This window comes from Campylobacter vulpis (assembly GCF_014217995.1).
GTDB lineage: Bacteria > Campylobacterota > Campylobacteria > Campylobacterales > Campylobacteraceae > Campylobacter_D > Campylobacter_D vulpis.
The window spans coordinates 478,537-499,714 of sequence record NZ_CP041617.1 but is presented as its reverse complement, the minus strand read 5'-3'; the positions used below and the strand labels follow the sequence as shown (position 1 = coordinate 499,714).

The 21,178-nt window shown below is 35.3% G+C and carries 20 protein-coding genes; 4 read left to right on the top strand and 16 right to left on the bottom strand.

Going from position 1 to position 21,178, the window contains the following annotated elements:
• The 13 genes from CVULP_RS02545 to CVULP_RS02485 are packed head-to-tail and all read right to left on the bottom strand — an operon-like array spanning position 1 to position 13,097.
• Positions 1-264: an AtpZ/AtpI family protein gene (locus tag CVULP_RS02545; protein WP_099461012.1), complete on the bottom strand. Its 264-nt coding sequence runs from the start codon at positions 262-264 to the stop codon at positions 1-3.
• Positions 261-1,538, bottom strand: a complete 1,278-nt coding sequence (gene hemL, locus CVULP_RS02540) for a glutamate-1-semialdehyde 2,1-aminomutase (protein WP_099507423.1) — start codon at positions 1,536-1,538, stop codon at positions 261-263. Before hemL ends, CVULP_RS02545 begins: the two co-directional genes overlap by 4 nt.
• Positions 1,538-1,882 carry a c-type cytochrome gene (locus tag CVULP_RS02535; RefSeq protein ID WP_099461010.1) on the bottom strand — a complete coding sequence of 115 codons (345 nt, stop codon included), beginning with the start codon at positions 1,880-1,882 and terminating at the stop codon, positions 1,538-1,540. Before CVULP_RS02535 ends, hemL begins: the two co-directional genes overlap by 1 nt.
• A complete protein-coding gene (pglD, locus tag CVULP_RS02530; RefSeq protein WP_099507422.1) occupies positions 1,882-2,466 on the bottom strand; it encodes a UDP-N-acetylbacillosamine N-acetyltransferase in 585 nt (194 codons plus the stop codon). Before pglD ends, CVULP_RS02535 begins: the two co-directional genes overlap by 1 nt.
• A complete protein-coding gene (gene pglC / locus CVULP_RS02525) occupies positions 2,453-3,055 on the bottom strand; it encodes an undecaprenyl phosphate N,N'-diacetylbacillosamine 1-phosphate transferase (protein ID WP_099461008.1) in 603 nt (200 codons plus the stop codon). The genes pglD and pglC overlap by 14 nt, the downstream gene beginning before the upstream one ends.
• Positions 3,048-4,178 carry a N,N'-diacetylbacillosaminyl-diphospho-undecaprenol alpha-1,3-N-acetylgalactosaminyltransferase gene (gene pglA / locus CVULP_RS02520; protein WP_099461007.1) on the bottom strand — a complete coding sequence of 377 codons (1,131 nt, stop codon included), beginning with the start codon at positions 4,176-4,178 and terminating at the stop codon, positions 3,048-3,050. The genes pglC and pglA overlap by 8 nt, the downstream gene beginning before the upstream one ends.
• On the bottom strand, positions 4,175-6,532 hold the full coding sequence (locus CVULP_RS02515) for an STT3 domain-containing protein (RefSeq protein ID WP_099507421.1): 2,358 nt from the start codon (positions 6,530-6,532) through the stop codon (positions 4,175-4,177). The genes pglA and CVULP_RS02515 overlap by 4 nt, the downstream gene beginning before the upstream one ends.
• On the bottom strand, positions 6,529-7,632 hold the full coding sequence (gene pglJ / locus CVULP_RS02510) for an N-acetylgalactosamine-N,N'-diacetylbacillosaminyl-diphospho-undecaprenol 4-alpha-N-acetylgalactosaminyltransferase (protein ID WP_099507420.1): 1,104 nt from the start codon (positions 7,630-7,632) through the stop codon (positions 6,529-6,531). The genes CVULP_RS02515 and pglJ overlap by 4 nt, the downstream gene beginning before the upstream one ends.
• Entirely contained in the window at positions 7,620-8,540 is a 921-nt protein-coding gene (pglI, locus tag CVULP_RS02505; protein ID WP_099507419.1) for a GalNAc(5)-diNAcBac-PP-undecaprenol beta-1,3-glucosyltransferase, read from the bottom strand. The genes pglJ and pglI overlap by 13 nt, the downstream gene beginning before the upstream one ends.
• Entirely contained in the window at positions 8,537-9,595 is a 1,059-nt protein-coding gene (pglH, locus tag CVULP_RS02500; protein WP_099507418.1) for a GalNAc-alpha-(1->4)-GalNAc-alpha-(1->3)-diNAcBac-PP-undecaprenol alpha-1,4-N-acetyl-D-galactosaminyltransferase, read from the bottom strand. Before pglH ends, pglI begins: the two co-directional genes overlap by 4 nt.
• A complete protein-coding gene (gene pglK, locus CVULP_RS02495) occupies positions 9,592-11,292 on the bottom strand; it encodes a BC-type lipopolysaccharide transporter PglK (protein WP_099507417.1) in 1,701 nt (566 codons plus the stop codon). The genes pglH and pglK overlap by 4 nt, the downstream gene beginning before the upstream one ends.
• Positions 11,286-12,272 carry a UDP-glucose 4-epimerase GalE gene (gene galE / locus CVULP_RS02490; RefSeq protein WP_099507416.1) on the bottom strand — a complete coding sequence of 329 codons (987 nt, stop codon included), beginning with the start codon at positions 12,270-12,272 and terminating at the stop codon, positions 11,286-11,288. The genes pglK and galE overlap by 7 nt, the downstream gene beginning before the upstream one ends.
• A 45-nt stretch (positions 12,273-12,317) precedes the next feature.
• The gene (locus CVULP_RS02485; protein WP_099461000.1) at positions 12,318-13,097 is read right to left on the bottom strand and encodes a 3'-5' exonuclease; all 780 of its coding nucleotides are present in this window, start codon (positions 13,095-13,097) and stop codon (positions 12,318-12,320) included.
• Between the two features lie 65 nt (positions 13,098-13,162).
• Here CVULP_RS02485 and waaC point away from each other — a divergent pair, with 65 nt between their 5' ends.
• From waaC to CVULP_RS02465, 4 genes are all read left to right on the top strand, one after another.
• Complete coding sequence (gene waaC / locus CVULP_RS02480) at positions 13,163-14,185, top strand: lipopolysaccharide heptosyltransferase I (RefSeq protein ID WP_099507415.1); 1,023 nt, start codon at positions 13,163-13,165, stop codon at positions 14,183-14,185.
• Entirely contained in the window at positions 14,175-15,050 is an 876-nt protein-coding gene (locus CVULP_RS02475) for a lipid A biosynthesis lauroyl acyltransferase (RefSeq protein WP_099507414.1), read from the top strand. Before waaC ends, CVULP_RS02475 begins: the two co-directional genes overlap by 11 nt.
• Before the next feature lie 2 nt (positions 15,051-15,052).
• A complete protein-coding gene (locus CVULP_RS02470) occupies positions 15,053-16,579 on the top strand; it encodes a glycosyltransferase family 2 protein (RefSeq protein WP_099507413.1) in 1,527 nt (508 codons plus the stop codon).
• A gap of 126 nt (positions 16,580-16,705) precedes the next feature.
• Positions 16,706-17,593, top strand: coding sequence for a glycosyltransferase (locus CVULP_RS02465; RefSeq protein ID WP_213276696.1), 888 nt, complete (start codon positions 16,706-16,708; stop codon positions 17,591-17,593).
• Positions 17,594-17,616: 23 nt separating this feature from the next.
• On the opposite strand, the gene CVULP_RS02460 is transcribed toward CVULP_RS02465, so the two are convergent.
• From CVULP_RS02460 to gyrA, 3 genes are read right to left on the bottom strand one after another with little or no spacing between them, the layout of a single operon-like run.
• Positions 17,617-18,063, bottom strand: coding sequence for a hypothetical protein (locus CVULP_RS02460; RefSeq protein ID WP_099460996.1), 447 nt, complete (start codon positions 18,061-18,063; stop codon positions 17,617-17,619).
• Positions 18,039-18,560, bottom strand: a complete 522-nt coding sequence (flgP, locus tag CVULP_RS02455) for a flagellar assembly lipoprotein FlgP (protein WP_004275808.1) — start codon at positions 18,558-18,560, stop codon at positions 18,039-18,041. The genes CVULP_RS02460 and flgP overlap by 25 nt, the downstream gene beginning before the upstream one ends.
• A gap of 57 nt (positions 18,561-18,617) precedes the next feature.
• Positions 18,618-21,176, bottom strand: a complete 2,559-nt coding sequence (gyrA, locus tag CVULP_RS02450; RefSeq protein ID WP_099507334.1) for a DNA gyrase subunit A — start codon at positions 21,174-21,176, stop codon at positions 18,618-18,620.
• Positions 21,177-21,178 lie beyond the last annotated feature (2 nt).

The window sequence follows — 21,178 nt, the reverse complement described above, 5'->3', positions numbered from 1 at the left end:
TCACTCTTTTTTAAGGCTTTCTTGTATCAAAGTGTCGCGTTTTTCAAATTCCTCATAGCTTTTAATCTGTGCCTTATAAGCCTTATAAACATTTAAAATCGCCGCAGCTACGCCGATAAAAACACCCACCCAAAACAGCCAGGGCGTGATATTTTTCAGTAAAAAACCAAGCCCAACGCCTAGCAAAACCGCTACAACCATAGAAATGCCAAGACTTAAACCATCAGCTGCCTCTAAGCCCTTGCGAATAAAAACTTTTCTCATAGGGCTTTAAAACTCTTTCTAGCGGCTTCTAGGGTTTTTATCATCATCTTCTCATTCATTTTGTCGCAGATAAAACCTGTTTCAAACTGCGAAGGGACTAAATAAATTCCTTGCTTTAGCATATTTTGATGAAACTTAGCAAAAAGCTTTAAATTTGACCTTAAAGCATCTTGATAATTTTTGACAGGATTTTCTGTAAAAAAATAGCCAAACATCGACCCCACAAAAGTCGCACTAAAAGGCACTCCTCTTTCCTTTGCCAACTCACTTAAGCCTTGCGTTAAAATTTTAGCAAGTCTTGCCAGTCTTTTATAAAGCTCCTTGTCCTTTTTCGCTTTTGAAATGCTAGCTATGCCAGCTGCCATTGCCAAAGGATTGCCACTTAAAGTTCCTGCTTGATACACACCTCCTAAAGGGCTTAAAATGTCCATTATCTCGGCCCTTGCCGCAAAAGCTGCCGCAGGTAAGCCCCCACCTATAACCTTACCAAAGGTTACAATATCGGCTTTAATTTTATTTATCCCAAAAGAGCCTAAAAACGAAGCTCTAAAGCCACTCATAACCTCATCAAAAATCAACAAAGTGCCATTTTGCTTACAAAGCCTAGCAAGTTCTTCTAAAAATTCCTGCTCCCCTAAAACAAGCCCCATATTACCAGCGATAGGCTCAATAATCACACAGGCAATTTCCTCTTTATGCTTTTCAAAAAGCTCTTTCACGCTCCCTATATCATTATATTTTGCAACTAAGGTTTGTTTAGCGACTTCATTTAAAACACCCAAAGAACTAGGAGCATTAAAAGTCGCTGCCCCACTTCCCGCACTCACAAGTAAAGAATCGCTATGTCCGTGATAACAACCCTCAAATTTAAGAATTTTCTCTCTTTTTGTAAAACCACGTGCTAGGCGAATCGCACTCATTGTCGCCTCTGTGCCACTATTTACAAAACGGATTTTATCTAAATGCGAAAAGTTTTCAAGCACAAGTTTAGCCAAAACACTTTCACTCAAAGTCGGCGCTCCAAAGCTTGTGCCTTTTTTAAGAGACTTTTTACAAGCTTTTATTATGTCCTTATCGCAATGTCCAAACAGCAAGGGTCCCCAGCTTTGCACGAAATCTATATAACGCTTTCCCTCTATGTCCTTGATGTAAGCACCCTTACCCTCCGCGATAAAACAAGGCTCACCCCCCACACTCGCAAAAGCCCTCACAGGCGAATTCACCCCACCTGCTATAAAGTCTAAAGCCTCTTTAAATGCTGCTTTGTTTGTCATCATTTCTCCTTGCTAACTTGTTTAATATAATTATATAAAGCATTTATCTCATCGTTGGTTAATGAATAAGTTGGCATTATAGACTTAACATCTTGCTCCTTAGTTAAAGCCTCCTTAAAACGCTCGAAACTTAAATTTTGAATATTAGGAATTTCATAAGCCTTTTTTTTATCCTTATGCGTGTAATAACCCAAAATTTGCCCCTTGCCTTCAGCTCCGTGGCATTTTTTACAACTAATGCCTCTTGGATTTTCATAAAGCATTTTTGCATATTCTTTTGGCGTGATAAAATCTGCACCAAACGCTAAATTTAAACTCAAAATTACAAAGAAAAACCCTCGCATTAATTTTTCCTCGCAGGAACACCCACATAAATGCCCTTTTCTTTCGCATCTTTAGTCAAAAGCGCTCCTCCTCCTAAAATGCTCTCATCACACAAGCTTAAATTTGGCAAAATGGCAGAATTTATCCCCATCAAACAGAATTTTCCTACCTTAACATTTCCCGCACACTTTGCCCCCACACTAATATGAGAAAAATCCCCTATCTCACACTCATGCTCAATCACACAAGCCGTATTTAAAATCACGCCCTTCCCCACACTAGCTCCAGCATTAACCACAACTTTAGGCATAACCAAAACCCCACTTTTTGCTATCTTCGCACTTTGACTAATGATAGCACTTTTGTGAATTAAATTTACTATATTAAAGCCACATTGCTCGACCTTTTGAAAGATTTTTTCACGAATTTCATTTGTGCCTATGGCAATAAAAATGTCAAAGTTCTCAAGCTCTTTGTTAAATGCCAAGCCCTTATAATCGTCCAAAAATATCACTTCCTCATAACCCACATCAAAAGCGACATCTGCACACACAAGCCCGTGTCCGCCTGCTCCATAAATATAAATTTTTTTAGTTCTTTCCATTAAATTTCTCCGTTGTGGCTTGTCCCTCTTTACTCACTCCGCTTCGTTTTAGCACCTTAAAGGCAGTTAAACAAAGAATTTTCAAATCTAAAAAAAAGGAAATATGCTCGACATAATATACATCAAGCTCAAATTTCCTCTCCCAAGAGATATTATTACGCCCATTCACCTGTGCCCAGCCCGTGATACCCGGTCTTACCCTATGTCTTAATTTTTGCCTTGCATTATAAAGGTTTAGATACTCCATTAACAAAGGTCTAGGTCCCACAAAACTCATATCACCCTTTAGCACATTAAAAAGTTGCAAAAGCTCATCTAAACTAAGGCTTCTTACAAGCTTACCAAAAGACTTTAAACGCAACTCATCAGGTAAAAGTTCGCCTTTTTCATCTCTTTCATCGCTCATTGTTTTAAATTTATAAATCACAAAGGGCTTTTCATCTTTTCCCGGTCTAAGCTGCGTGAAAATCACGCTTTTTTGTGTGATTTTAAGAAATAAGGCTGTCAGCAAAATCACAGGTAAAAAAAGCAGTAAAAGCACCAAAGCCAAAACAAAATCAAACGCCCTTTTTATCACATTTTCATACATTTTTTACACTTTCATCATAAAGTTTTAAATACTTCCTAGCTATCTCATTTTCATCGTATTTTAAAGCCTCTTTAGCGGCATTTTGTGCCAAATTTGCTCTTAATTTTTCATCATCTAAAAGCAGGTTAATTTTTTCTGCCAAATCTTTCACATCAGCTGTTTTAGCCCAAAGTCCATCATAAGCATTAGAAATAGCCTCCACGCACCCCTCGCAATCACTCACCACACAAGCCTTAGCACAAGCCTTAGCCTCCATAATGGTAACAGGAAAGCCCTCTTTATAGCTTGGCAAAACAAACACATCGCAAAGCCTTATTAAATCAACCACATCGCCCCTAGCACCCAAGTAAAACACCGCTTTATTTTTAAGAAATTCCAAACTCGCACAGGAGATATTATCATCTCTTCCTCCTACAAAGATGAAATTTGCTCTTTCTTTTAAAAGCTCTGCCACTTCATAAAATTCTCTCACGCCCTTATGCCACAAGGCTCTAGCTATCATCAAAACTATGGGTTTATCAGGCATTTTGTGCGTGTTTAAAAAGGCGTGTTTTTGCTCTTTTGAGATAGGCAAGGGAAAAAATTTTTTAAGATTAATGCCAACGGACTTAATCACGCAAATTTTTTCCTCTTTTAAGCCTAAATCTCTCATAAATTTAGCATTGCTTTCATTGACAAAGATAAATTTATTCGCACATTTAAAGGCTAATTTATAAAGAAAATTAATATTTAAACGCACCAAAGCACTTTTAAAACTCGTATCGATGTAAAAAGAGCCAAGCCCCTCAACAAGTGCGAATTTATGAGGGATTTTAGCAAAATATGCAGCGAAAATTCCAAAGGTATTACTTTTGTGTGCACTTGTTTGCAAAAGCTCTAAATTCAAACTTTGAAGAACTTTTTTAAGGTGTAAGAAATTTTTTATCACCACAAAAGGATTAAGGCTTGAGCGTTTTAACTCATAAAAAATAATGGGACATTCAAGCTCTTCAAGCCTCTTAGCATATTCATCATTTGGCACTAAGATAAACACCTCATCACCCCTAGCCTTTAAAGCTTTAATAATGGGTGCTCTAAAATGATACACACTCGCACCCGCGTGGCTTAAAAATCCTACTCTCATAATTTTAATTTATACACCTTTGCTTCTTTACTATCCACAATTAATTCATACAAACTTTCATCATATTTACCAAAGAAAAACATTTGCACGAAAGCACTCTCATACATCGCCTTATCCATTAAAATAAACTGCACATTAGGGATATTAGCGTCTTTGATGTGAAAGAGATAATATTTCGCATTTTTATCAATCTCCACTACGCTATAATATTTTTGCTGCACCGAAGTAAATTCCACTAAAGAATTAATAGCATAATTCTTGCCATTAAGATCAAAACTTCTAAAATCGCTATGAAGGAGCATATTATTACTTAAGACAAGTTTGCCGTCCTCATTTCCCAAATAATACGCCACACTATAAACAAAAGGATTTTCAAGCTCACCCGTTTCTAAACTCATATGAGAAAAACTCGCCACCGTGCCAAAAATCGCCGCCATACGAGCTGGCATATAAATGTAAATATCCCTAGTTTTAGGCGTTTGTATCTCAAAATCCCTTTTAGCAAGTGCAGCTAAAAATAAATTCACATTATTAAAATTATAATCTTTCATCATCGCTTCCAAAAGGTCGTTATAAGGTGTTTTAAAACCTTTTTCTGTGTATTCTACACTAAGTCTTGCCATATTTGCCGCTGCGCGTGGATTTTGACTTAGCACAAAAGAAGGGAAAAAATTATCCTTACCCAAATGCTTACCCCCATCAGCTAAGGTCTTTACATCACTATAATAGCGAATAGGATAACCATAATCCCACCACGCTACCACATAATCCTCCCTAGAAACTCTATCTTTAAGACTATCTAAAATTGCCGCTTCGTTATAACTAAAAACCGTGTGTGCTCTATAATTATAAATATGACTTAAATTCGCCCATAAAGAAAAAAGCAAAACCCCCATAATATAAAAGCTACATACAAAGCGAATATCCTTTTTTCTCCACAAAAGCTCGAAAACCAAAGGTGTAAAAATCATTAAAATTAGCAAAGAAAAAAGCAAACTATCCTCTATAAAAAAGCTCACAAAGCTCTTTTGAAATTCCACTCCCATACTCTCATAAATAGCACTTTGACTAAGATAAAAATAAACCCCAAGCAAAAGCACAAAAAGCGGAAATACTGCGTAAAAGAATATTCTTAATTTTCTAGCCTCTTTTAAAGGACGCATTTTTTGGATTAAGCTTAAAAGTTGAACGCTTAAAAAACCAAAACCAAGTGCCATAATAGGCACAGCATAAATCGTAAATCTAAGCCCTCCCCTAAGTGCTAAAAAGCCAAGTAAAAGCATAGGTAGGGTTAAAAGCATTACCTTATGCTTTTTTAAAAGCCATAAAAAGCCAAAAAAAGAAAGTAAAAACACAAGCTCACTTCCGCTAATTCTTTGCATAAAAGTGCTCAAATCAATACTTTCAACCTCTTGTATGGTTAAATTTACATTAAAATACGCAAAACCACGCGCTAAACTTGCACTCTCATCACTTCTTAAAAGATAAAATTTAAGCTGATACAAAATAGGGTCAATCCCCCCACTAAAAGCTAAAAAAATCAAAACTCCCAAAGCCAAAAGCACGATAAATTTAAAATTAAACAATGAGTTTTTCAGCATAAAAAAGGCAAAAAGTAAGACAATGGTAGCACTTTGATAAAACCAAGCAATATTTGAAAGAGTAATGGCACATAAAAGTGCAGCTATATAAAAAGATCTTTCTTTTCTATAAAATACAAAAACAAAAAGCACAAAAAGTGCGATAAAAGCGACATTTAAAGTATAGCTTGAGGGATACCACCAAAGATAAAGCCCCATAAAAAATGGCAAAGCAAGTAGAGAAATGTCATCTTTTCTTAAAATAAGCCTGATGAAAAAATATAAAATAAACATAGGAAGCACAATGGCTAACATATCTGTATCATAATAACCTGCCATCGTGCGATTATAATAACTTTTTGCAATGCTTGCTAAAAATGCCGCAAAAAGTCCCATTAAAGGGCGTTTAAGCTCATTAGCAATTAAAATCAAAGGCACAACTATAAGCGAAGAAAAAAATACACTCATATATAAAATAATGCTTTCAAAACTAAAAGGCGTGATTTTATAAAGCACATAAGTTAAGATAGAAAGAGAGGAATTGATAAAGCTTAAATCATTTTCTTGATGAAAGCCCGCTATCTTATCTCTAGCACCCTCTGCGAAAGTGTAGCCGTCATTTGAGCTTATCATAAGCTGATTATTAAAAAAATACTCGTTAAAATCACTCGCCCAATAAATCCAATAAAAGCGACATAAAACACTAAAACCAAAAGCTAGTAAAATAAAAAATACTAGCCTCAAATTCGCATTTTTCACAGCCTCATTTTTCATTTTGTCCCCATTAAGTATTTTAAAGCCACTCTTGCGATTTTGACCTTATCAAATTCTAAAGCTCTCATTTTAGCCTTTTTTTTATAAGCTGTTCTTAATGTGTCATTTTCTAGCATCGTTTTTAAGCCTTGCAACATAGAATTTTCACTACCCACCTCAACCAAAAGTCCAAATTCATCACGCCCAAAAAGCTCTAAAGCCCCACTTTGATGCTCGGTGCAAACCACAGCACAACCGCAAGCTAAAGCCTCAATTAGCACATTAGAAAAGCCCTCAAATACGGAAGCAAAAGCGAAAAATTCACATTTTGCCATATATTTGTAAGGATTATTATCAAAACCCAGTAACAAAACCCTATCTTCTAAACCAAGCTCCAAAACAAGACTTTCAAGCTCCTCCCTTAAAACGCCCTCACCCAAAATCACAAGTTTTAAATTTGTCTTAAGTTTAGAAAAGGCACGGATTAAAAGAGCGTGATTTTTCCCCTTATCAAGTCTCCCCACGCTTAAGATAAAAGGTTCTTTAAGTGAAATTTCTTCTTTCATTTTTAATTCAATAGCCTCTAAATCCACAGCATTATAAAGCAATTCGCATTTTTCCAAAGCTATGTTAAAATGGCTGATTAAATCCTCTCTATTCCCCTTAGAATTGGGTAAAATCAAATCCGCCTTAGGATATAAAAACTTAATTAAAAGCTTATTTGCCAAAGCGTTGAAATTATTTTTCGCATACATCACACTAGGCGTGGTGCATTCATTAATAACCAAACGCGTTTTAGAGCCAAACAAACGCGCCATTAAAGCGATATAATTAGGGCGATTTAAAAAGACAAATTCTGTATCTATACCCAAATTCTCACAAAGCTTTTTATATTTTAAGGCTAAAAAAGGTAATTTGATGAATTTTAACAAAGCATTTTCATTGGGGCTTGATTTTTCTAAAAAATGCAAATGACAATCCTCTATATCATAAGAAATTTTCTCATTCATCAAAACAAGATGCACTTCAAAATAAAGTCTTAAAAGCGGAACTAAGGTTGCCACAACCCTTTCAGCCCCTCCACTACCTAAAGAATAGATAAAAATTGCTAATTTTTGCATAAAGCCACCCTTAATTTTGATAAATTCGCCACCACGCCCCTTGGCACTATGCTTAAAAATAATAAAATCAAAGCAGGAGCATTAAACTTAATCCTTAAGCTTTTCAATAAACACACATACATTTTTTGATACTCATTTGCAAATTTTGCATAATACGCCGCCATTTTGTAATAATTCGCACACACCGCCCTATAATCCTCATCATTTTTAAGTTCATTTTCTAAAATTTTTGCAAGTTCTAAATAGCCAAGATATACCCTAAAGGCGTGTTTTTGTGCACCCAAGGTTACGCTATCTTCTCTTTTAATGCGGTAAATGCGTAAAGCCTTATGGATATAAAAGCTCTTTTCATCATACAAATGCACCCAAAGTGTGGCTTCATTACCATAAAAATCCTCATTAAAACGCTGATTTTTAAGCAAAGATTTTTTAAAAATGCTTAAAAATTCGCCGTGGAATTTTTGCATTAAAAATTCTTTCTTGCTCACTTCACAATCTTCATTTAAGCCCTTGCCGCTAAACTCCTCGCTTAAAATCCCATCTTTTTCTATCACACAATTACCAAAAATATGCGAATAACCCTCATTTGCTTTTTGCATTAAAAGACTTAGCGTTCCTTCAAGCATTTCATCGTCATCATCTAAAAAGCCTATAAATTCGCCACTTGCATAATCAAGCCCGTTATTTTTATTTCCATTAGGACCTTGTTTATAGCGAGTATTTAGCACATACTTAATGCGACTATCCTCTTTTTGTAAATCCTCTACAAGCTCTTTTGTGCCGTCATTTGAATTATCATCGCTAATGATGATTTCATACTCTTTAAAATCCTGCCTTAAAACGCTCCTAACTGCCTTTTTTAAAAGTTCTGCCCTATTATAAGTGGCGATGATGATAGAAAGTTTCATAAAAGCTTTCCTATCAACTTAAGCCATTGTTGTTTAATGTTAGAAAGTTCATAATCTTTTTGCCTTTTTCTTGCATTTTGCACTAAATTTCTTCTCAACTCCTCATCATTTAAAACTCTCTCAAGTGCTAAAGCAAGGGCTTTTTCATCATTTTGTGGGACAATTAGTCCATCTTTTTCATCAGCTATTAAGTCCTTAACGCCATTATAATACGCACTTGAAATTCTACACACATCAAAATACAAACTCTCAATCAAAACGGTTGGCAAACCCTCAACAAAAGAGCAAAGGCAAAGCACCTTAGCCCTCTCATAAAGCCCCGCCATATCCTCCACTTTGCCTAAAAACTCAACCCTAGCATTTAAAGCTCTAGCTTCATTTTCCAAATTCTCTCTTAACTCCCCATCACCCACTATACAAAAGCGGTATTGCGTAAAAGCCCTTAAAGTAGCCACCGCCTTTATAAACATCGAAGCATTTTTATTCCTATCCAAACGCCCCACAAAAAGCACCAAATTTTCCTTTTGAAAATGCGTTTTGTGATTTAAAGAAAAATGACAAGGATTATTTAAAACCACAACCTTTTTTACAAATTTTTCATAAAAAACCTTATCGCTTGAGCCAAGCACACTTAAAGCCTGTGCGTAAGGGTAAGTAAGCCTTCTTAAAAGCCTCCAAAATTTAGACTTTAAATAAGCCTCATTACTATGCTCACAAATCATCAAAGGCGTTTTAAGTCCTATTTTAGCAATAATGCAAGCAATGTTAGTTGTATCTAAGAAAGAAATAAAAATATCATTTTCATTTTCTTTTAATGCCTTTCTTAGAGCAAAAATTTTCTTAATGCGACTTGCGATTTTATGGTAAAGATTATGAAAACTAAACTGCGGAAGAGTCTTAACAAGCACTTTATTTTCAAGCTTATAAAAAGAGGGTTCTGGGTGAAATTTGATGATTTTTACCTCATGTTCCTCACAAAGGGCGTTGGCTAAAGTTACTAAAACCCTCTCCGCTCCGCCAGAATTAAGAGTAGCTATAATGAAAGTGATTTTCATACACCCTGCTCCAAAGTGATTTGCCCATTTTGCACCCTATAAATTTTATCGCAATTTTTAATGGTAGAAAGGCGGTGTGCGATGATGATGAGAGTTTTATCCTGTGAAATTTTATAAATTTCGCTCATTATTTTTGCCTCGCTTTCACTATCAAGTGCTGAAGTGGCTTCATCTAGGATAAGAATTTCAGGCTTAGTATAAAGTGCTCTTGCTATGGCTATTCTTTGTCTTTGTCCTCCACTTAGATGACTTCCACCATCACCTACCTTAGTATGAACACCCTCTTTTAAACTTTTGATAAAATCCTCCAAATTTGCCTGTCTTAAGACTTCTTTGAGTAAATTCTCATCGACCTCATCATTAAAACTAATGTTTTTAGCTATGCTGTCATTAAAAAGATAAATTTGCTGAGGGATATAGCCTATTTTCCTGCGATAAGTCTTAATATTTTTTTCACAAAGCAAGATTTCATCAACATAAATTTGCCCCTCCACAGGTTTTAAAAGCGAACTTAAAATATCCACAAAAGTGCTTTTTCCACTTCCACTCTCGCCTATAAAGGCTATTTTTTCACCTTTTTTAAGGGTAAAATCGACATTTTCAAAAAGCATAGGCTTATTTTCATAATGAAAGCTAAGCTTTTCAAGGCGTATTTCTTTAGTAAATTTTAAATCTTCTGCCTCATTTTGCTCTTCTTTCTCTTGCAAAATGTCAAAAAGTATATCCAAAGAAGAACGATAATAAATTAAATCGTGATAAGAACTTATAATGCGATTTGCACTTGGCATTAAGCGGTAAAGCGCCAAAACAAAAATGGAAATAGTCGCCAAAATATGTGAAATATCGCTTTCATACTTAAAAACTAAAAACACCACAATCAAAACAAGCACACAAAAACCCACCGCCTCAAGGTAAATGCGTGGCAGGGCATTAATGCTTTCATTTGTGATATTTGCCTTAGAAAAAGCCTCACTTTGCTCTTTAAAAAGCCTTGCTATACTTTCTTCTTTTGTTTTGAGCTTTATGAATTTAAAATTATTTAAATTTGTATTTAAAGTTTCAAAAAAACTCTTCATCGCCTTTTCTCTTTTAACACCTGCTTTTTTAATGATGGGACTTAAAATTTTGACTAAAATAAGGGCGTTGATAAACATAAAAAGACTTAAAAAAATTGTAATTTTATAATCAATAAAAAGCATTAAAGCATAAAGTAAAAGCACCACAAAAATTTCACTCATCATCAATAAAAATGAGGAAAGCATAGTAGTGAGATTAAAAACCTCTCCCGTGGTCGCTTTTAAAATGGCGGATTGATTTTTTTGGGTAAATTTTTCATAAGGAAGGCGTAAAAATTTAGCAAAAATTTTTGATGAGATTGCGTGGTAGCGTCCCTTAGAAAAACGTGCTAAAAGATGAAAATAAAAGGCATTTAGCACAGCTCTTAAAAGATAAAAAGCAACCATTATAAGCCCTAGATAAACGATGATTTCAAAGGCTTTTAAATTTAAACTTTGCTTGATATTTAGCAAGATTGCATTATTTTCGAAATAAGAAAAATTACTCGCCAAAGTGATAAAAGGCATTATCAAAGATATGGCAAAAGTTTCTATAAAAGAAATGAATATAGAAAAGACTAATAGGGAGAATAAAAAGCGTTTATCCTCCCTAGAAAGTATGAAAAAAAGCTTATTTAGCACTGCTTTTCCCACTCATACGAAGACTTGCAAATCAATTTTAAATCATCATATTTGGGCTTCCACGAAGTGAGTTTGCGAATTTTTTCTGCGTTTGAGATTAAAACAGAGGGATCTCCCGCCCTTCTAGGTGCTAATTCGACTTTAAAATCCACTCCGCTTACTTCTTTCATCGCTTCGATAACTTCTTTAACTGAAAAGCCGTGCCCATAACCCACATTAAACACATTGCTTTCATTATTCTCTAAATATTCAAGAGCTGCTAAATGAGCACTTGAAATATCATCAACATGGATAAAATCCCTAATGCAAGTGCCATCTTTAGTCTCATAATCATCGCCAAAAATATAAAGCTTCTCCCTTTTTCCAGCAGCCACTTCCGCCGCCACTTTAATCAGCAAAGTTGCCTTAGGATAGCGTTGCCCCAGTTTAAAATCCATACAAGCACCAGCGACATTAAAATAACGCAAAATGCAGTGTTTAAATTCAGGTTTTGCCCTACTTGCATCGCGTAAAACTTCCTCGCTCATTAACTTTGACCTACCATAAGGATTGATAGGATCAAGAGGACTTGTTTCACTCACCACAGCACTTTTAGGCTCTCCATAAGTCGCAGCCGTAGAAGAAAAAATGAATTTATTAACATCATTTTCTAAACAAGTTTGAATAAGACTTGAAGTATTAGTCGTATTATTCATATAATATTTTAAAGGATCTTGCATACTCTCAAAGACCTCAATACTTGCTGCAAAATGCACCACAGCGTCAAATTTTTCTCTCTTAAACAAGTCCTTAACGCCCTTAAAATCACTCAAATCTTGCTCAAAAAAGTCAAATTCTCTTATACTCTTTAAATCTTCAAGAGCGATTTTAGAGCCTTTGCTAAGATTATCTAGCACACAAATTTCGTGCTTGGTATTTAAAAATTGTCTAAGCGTATGAGAGCCGATGTAGCCAGCACCGCCTGTGATTAAAATTTTCATTATTTTCCTTTGCTATTAAACTTTATAGCATTTTATAATAATTCTTTAAATGCTTAACTTCAAAAACTCCTCTTCACAAGCCTTTATAAAATATGGCACATAGGCACGATTTGCCTTTTTTTCCCTTAAATATTCTGCCATTAAATTTAAATAAAGCCCATAATCCTCCTCCACTAAATTTCCCTTAATTAGCTCATATTTTAAAAAAAGCATATAGGTGTTTAAAACATCGCTTTCACAATATTCGTGAATTTTTTCCATTTTATTTTGATAATAAAGGCTCATCACATCAGCCCCACTTACATCATATTTTCCCGGTAGTCCAGCCATAGCACAAACACTATCGAGTCTAAGGCGTCCCCCCAAACTTTCAAGCAAATCACAATGCTTAAGCTCAGAAAAGCGTGTTTTATAATTATTCCACTTATCCTGCGTGTCAAGGTAAGCACCTGCCTTAATGTTATATTTTAAAGCTCTTAAAACAAACAAAGGGCAATCATAATTTTTCCCATTAAAGCTCACAAGCTTAGGCTCACTTTTTTCGATGAAGGCAAAAAAATTTCCTAACATCTGCTTTTCGTCTTCGCCCTCAATCTTATTAACCTTAATAAATTTACCAAAATGATCAGCTATCACCGCACAAATACTAATGATTTTATGAAAAGGCAAGGGTAAAAACTCGCTTCCGTTTTGTTCTTTTTGCCACGCAAGTGCCTGTAAGCTTACCTCCTCATCACTTCCCTCAAAACCTAAATTTTTTCTTATAAGCTCGGTATCTGGCACACTTTCACAATCAAATATGCAAATATAACCCTCATTTTTCATCTTATTTAACCTTTTTTTAAACAACTTCGCTACAATCATAACAAAAAAATTAAAACTAGGTTTAAATGAAAATAGCAATTGTCCGCCTCTCTGCACTTGGAGACATCATACAAAGTGCCATTGTTTTACAATTTATCAAAAAATTTCGTCAAGACATTGAAATTCACTGGTTTATCGATGAGAGATTTAAAGAAATTTTAGAAAATCACCCCCACATCGACAAACTTTACGCCCTACCCTTAAAAAATAAGAAATTTTTCTCCAGTCTTAAAATCGCCTTTGAAGCTAGGAAAAACCACTATGATTTTGTTTTGGACCTGCAAGGCTTAATTAAATCTGCTCTAGTTAGTCGCATTTTAAGCCTCAATAATTTTGGCTTTGACAAAGACAGCCTTAAAGAAAGTTTTGCACATAATTTTTATAATCAAAAACTTAGCATTGACTACGCAGAAAATGTCTTTGTGCGTTATCTCGCCTTAGCAGCTTTTATGCTTAATGCACCCTTTGAGCCAAAGGATATTTATTTTAAGCAGCCCATTTTTAAAGCCGATGAAGAGCTTAAAAACTCTTTAAAACAAAGGTTTAATTTAGGCGAAAAAAACATTTTAATTCATGTAGGCTCAAGTGTGCAAAATAAAATTTATCCTATGACAAAACTGGCTATACTTTGCAAACTTTTGCTTCATTATGATGAAAGACTTAAAATTTATCTTACTTGGGGGAACGAAAAGGAGAAAATTTTAGCCAAAAGAGTGCTTTCTCTTAGTAAAATCGACAAAGAAAACCTTATTTTGCTCGATAAATTAAGTCTTAAAGAACTCATCGCCCTCACTCAACTTTCAAGCCTAGTGATAGGAAATGACAGCGGACCCACACATCTAGCCTTTGCGATGAATAAACCCTCCATTACGATTTTTGGGGCAACTCCACATTACCGCAATGCTTTTGTTACGGATATTAATAAAACCATAAGTATCCATAAAAAAATTGCCAATGTTAAGCATATCGATAAAAGCGATTTTTGCATTAGAAATATTGATGAAGAAGATATTTTTTCCCTCGCTAAGGATCTTTTAGATGAGAGATAAGCTTTATCTTTTTTTATACTATTTGCTTCAATTTTTAATGGCGACTTTGCCCGAATTTGTTCTGCAAAAATTAGCCTTACTAGTCGCTAAAATTATCTTTCATCTTAATCAAAAACATCGTAAAATCATCGACATCAATCTTCAACTTTGCTTCCCCGAAAAAGATGTAAAAGAAAGAGAGCAAATCGCCTTAAAAATCTATCAAAATTTCGCCAAATTTGGCTTAGATTGCATTAAAAACCGCAATGCTACAAAAGAAAAAATTCTTCAAAAAGTGCATTTTGACAATGAAGAAATTTTAACACAGGCTTTAAAAAGTCAAAAAGCCCTTATCTTAACCACAGCACATTATGGTAACTGGGAGCTTTCTTCTTTAGCCTTTGCTGCGAAATTTGGTAAAATGTCCATAGTAGGACGGGGGCTTGATAGCAAAGCTATGGATAAAATTTTAAGCAAAAATAGAACGCAATTTGACATCGAGCTTATTGATAAAAAAGGCGGACTTAAAAAAATGCTCAAAGCCCTCAAAAATCGCCGCACTTTAGGCATACTCACAGACCAAGATTGCGCGTTAAATGAAAGCTTAAGGCTTGAGTTTTTTGGTAAAGAGGTGAATTATCAAATGGGAGCAAGTGTCATAGCAAAAAAAACAAATGCCCTAATAATCCCCGCTTTTATCTATCAAAAGGCTGGAATTTTTCACATCAAATGCTTTGAAGCTATGGACGCTACATTAAAAAGCATAGAGGAGCTAACGCATTATCAAGCAAAATGCGTGGAGGATATGATAAAATTTAAGCCTGATGAGTATTTTTTCTTTCATAAGCGTTTTCGTAGCTTTGATGCTAACATTTACAAAGGATAAAAATGAATCTTAAAGAAATTAGTGCGGTTTTAATCGTCAAAAATGCCACTAAAACGCTAAAAAAATGCTTAAATTCCCTAAAAGAATTTGGTGAGATTGTGCTTTTAGATAATCAAAGCGATGATGATACACTTCAAATCGCAAAAGACTTCGCAAAAGACTTTTCTAACATACGCATAGAGCAAAGTGAATTTATAGGCTTTGGAGCGCTTAAAAATAGGGCGATTAGCTATGCAACAAAGGAGTGGATTTTTAGCATTGATGCTGATGAAGTGCTAGAATATGAAGCCTTAAAAGAGCTTGAAAAGCTTGATTTAAAAACGCATCACATCGTAGCCTTTGCTAGGAAAAATTTATACCGCGGAGAGTGGATTAAGGCTTGTGGCTGGTATCCTGATTTCGTTTTGCGTTTGTTTCACAAAAACTACACAAAATTTAATGATAACTTAGTCCATGAAAGCCTTATTTTGCCTCCAAATGCAGAAAAAATTTATCTTAAAAACGCCCTTAGACATTATGCTTATAACGGAATTTACGACTTGCTTGAAAAATGCCAACGCTACTCCCAGCTTTACGCCCAGCAAAATTTACACAAAAAAAGCTCTATGCTTAAAGCAATTACGCACGGAGTGTGGAAATTTCATAGGGATTATTTTTTCAAAAAAGGCATTTTTTATGGCTATAAGGGCTTTATCATTAGTCTTTGTAATGGGCTTGGAGCCTTTTTTAAATATGCTAAACTTTATGAGTTTCAAAATAAAAAACCTAGCATTGCCTTAATCATCACTACCTATAATAGCCCCACCTACCTAAAAGCCGTGCTTGAAAGCGTGATGAAACAAAACACTATGCCAAATGAAATTTTAATCGCCGATGATGGAAGCACGGAAGAAACGGCAAATTTAATTAAAGAATTTCAAAACAAATTTAGTATGCCCCTAAAACACATTTGGCAAGAAGATAAGGGCTTTAGAGCTGCAAAAAGTCGTAATAATGCCGCTAAAAAGGTAATAAGTGAGTATATCATCATCATAGACGGAGATATGGTTTTAGAAGAAAATTTCATCAAAGACCACTTAGATTTTGCGAAAAAGGGTGTTTTATTGCAAGGCTCAAGAGTGATTTTAAATGCAACTAAGAGTCAAAACATACTAAGGGGAGGGTCGTGTGATAAGCTTAAAAGAAGCTTTATTTTGTCAAAAATTTATTATCACTTTTCTAAAATTAGGGCAGATTTTTTTGACAAAAAAGACTTTATTAAGGGTGTTCGTAGTTGCAATATGAGCTTTTTTAAGAGTGATTTTGACGCCATTTGTGGCTTTAATGAAAAATTTAGTGGCTGGGGTAGAGAAGATAGTGAATTTGTTGCGAGATTTTTATTTAAGGGTGGGGAATTTAGAAGACTTAAATTTAAGGCTTTAGCCTATCATCTTTATCATAAAGAAAACGATAAAGCCTGCCTAGATGAAAATCATCAACTTTATCTAAACACTATCAAAAATAAAAAAATTTCTTGGAAGGAACAATGAAAATCATCTTGCTAATAGGTGATATCACTACCGGGGTGTTGAAAGAGTTGTTAGCAATCTAGCTAATGCTTTTTGTCAATATTACAAAGTAGAAATTTTAAGCCTTTATAGTGAGGGGGGGGGGGGGTGAAACCCGCCTTTTTGCTTGATGATAAAATTACACTTCGCTTTTTACATACTAAAAAAACGCAAACTAGAGGGGTATTTTATAAACTCATTTATAGATTTTATGAGGATTATCTTTTAAAGTTAGAATGTAAAGAAGCTGATGTTATAATTTATAATAATATCCCTCATTATGCACTTTTTAAAAATAAAAATACGCATTATTTATATTTATCTCACATTACACGAACAAAATATTCGAAAAAATTTAATCATTTTGATTTTATCATTACTCTCAATCAACAACAAAAACAATTTTTTGAAAATAAACATAAGCATACCATTTATATTCCAAATTTTATCCCGCAACTTCCCCTCCAAAGCACAGATACTAGCCAAAAAGTCGTTTTATACTTAGGGCGTTTTTCAAAAGAAAAGGGGGTTTTAAGACTGATTGATATTTGGAAAAAGGTGCAAGAAGAAGCTAAATTTAGAGAATGGAATTTGGTTTTTGTAGGGGATAGGGTGCTAAAAGAAGCGATGCAAGATAAAATCAATAAGCTAAATCTAAATGACACTATCATCATCAAAGGCTTTACTAACGATGTTGAAAAAGAGTATTTGGGTGCTAGCATTTATGTTATGGGAAGTTATCAGGAAGGCTTTGGTATGGTGTTGATAGAAAGTGCCTCTTATGCGTTGCCTAGCGTGGCTTTTGACATTGCTGGATTAAGTGATATTATAGAAAATGATAAAAGTGGTTTTTTAATCGAAGATGAAAATTTAAAAGATTACGCCGATAAACTTCAAGCTTTAATGCGTGATGAAAATTTAAGAAAAACAATGGGAGAAAACGCCAAAATTCACACAAAAAAGCATTTTTCAAAAGAACTTGTGCTTCAAAAATAGCAAGATTTATTTTATTCTTTATCTTAATCTTTCTTTTTAAGATAGTAAATCAAGGCTGAATTCTCACCAAAATCAACACTAAAACGCAGGGGTAAAATTTTCACATAAGTTTCACTTTTTGCCTTAAGCAAGTCCGCTTTTACTATATCTTTAACGCTGATTTTCGCCCCTATAAAACACTCGCTTAACTCGTCTTTATGTGCGTTTAAAAAAGCAAGTTGTGTCATTTTCGGCACTTCTATAAGTCCTAGTGCATTTCTTGGTAAGGTTTTTAAATCTTTTTCATTATAAGGAATTTCACAAGCATACTCACTTGATCTATTCTTACTTTTAGTCATTGCTAAGGAGATATTTTGACTTTGATGAAAGAGAACGAAGTCTTTGCTTGAAAGCTCTGCCCAAAAGATAAATTCTTCTAAGGCAAAGCATTTTAAGCTAAGAAAGATTAATAAGCAAACAACTCTTTCCACTTGTCTGCATCGATTTTAAGTTCTAAATTTACTCTATAAAGTCCTTGATTAAAATTCTCATCAATAATACTAGCATTTTTGATAAGTCCATTAACCTGTGCTGTGATAGTTGAGCTTCTTAACATAGCATCTTTAACTGTGTCTTTACCATTGACTTTCACACCATAAAGCTTACTAGCAAGCTGTCTATAACCATCTGTAATCGCCGCTCTTTTGGCTAAAGCCAGAGCTTGTGCAGAAGAAACCGTATTTAAGGGAGCAATGCCTTCACCAACCGCCGTAAAACTTAATTCACTCTCGCTTGCATCATAAGGGGCGAGCATTTTTTCTTCCCTAATGATATCACGCACATCGTCTTTATCGACCTTTTGCACAACCACATCAGAACTTCCACCACTCGTATCTGCGGTTTTGTTAGTCTTCGCAGTGCTTGTTGCACTTGGGACACAGCCACCAAAAATTGCTGCTACAAGGAGCATAAAAAACAAATTTTTCATATTTACACCTTCAAAATATTGTAATATATCCTAAGAAAGCAATAAGCGTTCCAAGTCTTATTCTAAACTTAGATTAACATCTTCTTCAATGTCCTCTTCTTCGCTTTGCTTAGGACATTTTGCGATACTAACCACCTCATCATTTTCGACATTTACGACAATCACGCCACTAGTATTACGACCCGCTTTTCTTATACTATGCATATCTACGCGTATCATTTTGCCACTACTTGTAAGTGCCATCAAATCCATACTCTCATCGACAATCACTACGCTAATAAGCTCTTTAGTCTTATCGGTTAGCTTCATACAAATCACACCCTTACCGCCGCGACTTTGAAGTCTATACTCCCCAGCATTTGTGCGTTTGCCTATGCCTTTTGCACTCACGCTTAAGACTTCTTGCTCGTCATTTTCTATGACGACCGCACCGACTAGCTCGTCATTTTTTTCTTTAAATTTAATCGCCGTTACCCCACGACTTACACGACCGATTTCACGCACTTTAGCAAGCGGGAATTTGATACACATACCTTTTTTGGTAACAGCAAAGAGCATTTTACCGCCAACATTTTCTAAATTTTCTTCACTTGCCTCTTCGCTTAAATTTTCATCTTGTGAGGCTTGACTTAGCTCGATTAAATCTCTTTCTACGATAATAGCCGTTACAAGCTCGTCATTTTCGTCCAAATTAATCGCTCTTACACCCACACTGCGTATATTTTGATATTCGCTTAAATTTGTGCGTTTGACTATACCATTTTTTGTAAAGAAACATAAAGATTTACTTTCATCAAAATCCGTAGTAGGGATAATCGCCATAATCTTTTCTTCTGCTTGAAGATTAATGAGATTAACCACAGCCTTGCCTTTAGCTGTGCGTGAGCCTTCAGGGATTTTATAAACCTTTAGCCAGTAGAGTTGCCCCTTATCAGTCACAAACATTAGCGTATCGTGCGTGTTTGCCGTAAAAAAGCTCTCAATAAAGTCATCATCATAAGTCGTAACCGCAAGCTTACCCTTGCCACCACGCTTTTGCTTTTCATACTGCTTACTTGGCACTCTTTTAATGTATCCGCGGTGCGTAATGGTAACGACCATATTTTCATTAGGAATCAAATCTTCCACATCAATATCATCATAATCATCTTCAATCTGCGTAATACGCGGCACATCAAATTTAGCCCTAATTTCCTTTAACTCCTCGCGGATTAAATCCTCAAGCAAGGCTTCGCTTTTTAAAATTTCATCAAGTCTTGCAATCTCTTTAAGTAAATCTGCCAATTCATTTTCTATCTTTTCACGCTCAAGCCCCGTTAAACGCCCAAGTTTCATATCTAAAATGGCATTTGCTTGAAGTTCACTTAAGCCAAATTTCGCCACTAAACCCTCACGAGCAGCGTTATTATCCGCACTATTTTTGATTAAAGCTATCACTTCGTCTATATTATCTAAGGCGATTTTAAGCCCTTCTAAAATGTGTGCCCTAGCTCTAGCCTTTTGAAGTTCATAAATGGTGCGTCTTATAATAACTGTTTTTCTGTGCGTTAAAAATAAATTTAAAAGCTCAATTAGTGAGAAAATTTTCGGTTCTTTATTATGAATAGCTAACATAATCACACCAAAAGTGCTTTCCATAGTGGTAGATTTAAAAAGATTATTTAGCACAATTTCACTCATCGCATCGCGTTTAAGCTCAATCACAACGCGAATTCCCTCCCTATCACTCTCATCACGCACTTCAGCAATGCCCTCAATTTGCTTTTCTTTCACAAGCTCGGCAATTTGCTCTATCAATCTCGCTTTATTGGTTTGATAAGGCAACTCATCAATGACAATGATGTCCTTATTTGCTCTTTTTTCAATATGCGTTTTAGCACGGATTTTTACCCTACCTCTACCCGTGCGATAAGCGTCAATAATGCCCTTTTTACCATAAATAATCCCAGCCGTTGGGAAATCAGGTCCTTTGATAAATTGCATTAGCTCTTCCAAACTTGCTTCTTTATTATCTAGCAAATGCAAAAGTCCATCAACAAGCTCATTAAGACTATGCGGAGGGATATTTGTCGCCATACCCACAGCAATCCCACTTGAGCCGTTTAAAAGTAAATTTGGGACACGACTTGGTAAAACATCAGGTTCTTGCATAGAATCATCGTAATTTGGAACAAAATCCACCGTGTCCTTATCAATATCCCTTAAAAGCTCCTCCGCTAAAATGGTCATTCGAGCTTCTGTATAACGCATAGCCGCCGCACCATCTCCGTCAATCGAGCCAAAATTCCCCTGCCCATCAACACTTGGATAACGCATAGAAAAGCTTTGAGCCATTCTCACAAGAGCGTCATAAACAGCCGTATCGCCGTGTGGGTGATATTTACCGATAACATCGCCCACGATACGTGCAGATTTCTTATAGGCACTACGGCTTCCCACGCCCAAATCATTCATCGCATAAAGTATGCGTCTATGCACAGGCTTTAAGCCGTCTCTAGCATCAGGCAAAGCACGCCCAATAATCACGCTCATAGAATAATCTAAATAGCTACTCTTAATAGAATCCTCAATATCGATAATTTGAGTATCGGAGTCTTTGTTAAAAAGATTTTCCATAA

Excerpts from the sequence above, each read along its gene's own strand:
- CVULP_RS02545 (WP_099461012.1), bottom strand. The coding sequence starts at position 264 with ATGAGAAAAGTTTTTATTCGCAAGGGCTTAGAGGCAGCTGATGGTTTA.
- hemL (WP_099507423.1), bottom strand. The coding sequence starts at position 1,538 with ATGACAAACAAAGCAGCATTTAAAGAGGCTTTAGACTTTATAGCAGGT.
- CVULP_RS02535 (WP_099461010.1), bottom strand. The coding sequence starts at position 1,882 with ATGCGAGGGTTTTTCTTTGTAATTTTGAGTTTAAATTTAGCGTTTGGT.
- pglD (WP_099507422.1), bottom strand. The coding sequence starts at position 2,466 with ATGGAAAGAACTAAAAAAATTTATATTTATGGAGCAGGCGGACACGGG.
- pglC (WP_099461008.1), bottom strand. The coding sequence starts at position 3,055 with ATGTATGAAAATGTGATAAAAAGGGCGTTTGATTTTGTTTTGGCTTTG.
- pglA (WP_099461007.1), bottom strand. The coding sequence starts at position 4,178 with ATGAGAGTAGGATTTTTAAGCCACGCGGGTGCGAGTGTGTATCATTTT.
- CVULP_RS02515 (WP_099507421.1), bottom strand. The coding sequence starts at position 6,532 with ATGAAAAATGAGGCTGTGAAAAATGCGAATTTGAGGCTAGTATTTTTT.
- pglJ (WP_099507420.1), bottom strand. The coding sequence starts at position 7,632 with ATGCAAAAATTAGCAATTTTTATCTATTCTTTAGGTAGTGGAGGGGCT.
- pglI (WP_099507419.1), bottom strand. The coding sequence starts at position 8,540 with ATGAAACTTTCTATCATCATCGCCACTTATAATAGGGCAGAACTTTTA.
- pglH (WP_099507418.1), bottom strand. The coding sequence starts at position 9,595 with ATGAAAATCACTTTCATTATAGCTACTCTTAATTCTGGCGGAGCGGAG.
- galE (WP_099507416.1), bottom strand. The coding sequence starts at position 12,272 with ATGAAAATTTTAATCACAGGCGGTGCTGGCTACATCGGCTCTCATACG.
- CVULP_RS02485 (WP_099461000.1), bottom strand. The coding sequence starts at position 13,097 with ATGAAAAATGAGGGTTATATTTGCATATTTGATTGTGAAAGTGTGCCA.
- waaC (WP_099507415.1), top strand. The coding sequence starts at position 13,163 with ATGAAAATAGCAATTGTCCGCCTCTCTGCACTTGGAGACATCATACAA.
- CVULP_RS02475 (WP_099507414.1), top strand. The coding sequence starts at position 14,175 with ATGAGAGATAAGCTTTATCTTTTTTTATACTATTTGCTTCAATTTTTA.
- CVULP_RS02470 (WP_099507413.1), top strand. The coding sequence starts at position 15,053 with ATGAATCTTAAAGAAATTAGTGCGGTTTTAATCGTCAAAAATGCCACT.
- flgP (WP_004275808.1), bottom strand. The coding sequence starts at position 18,560 with ATGAAAAATTTGTTTTTTATGCTCCTTGTAGCAGCAATTTTTGGTGGC.
- gyrA (WP_099507334.1), bottom strand. The coding sequence starts at position 21,176 with ATGGAAAATCTTTTTAACAAAGACTCCGATACTCAAATTATCGATATT.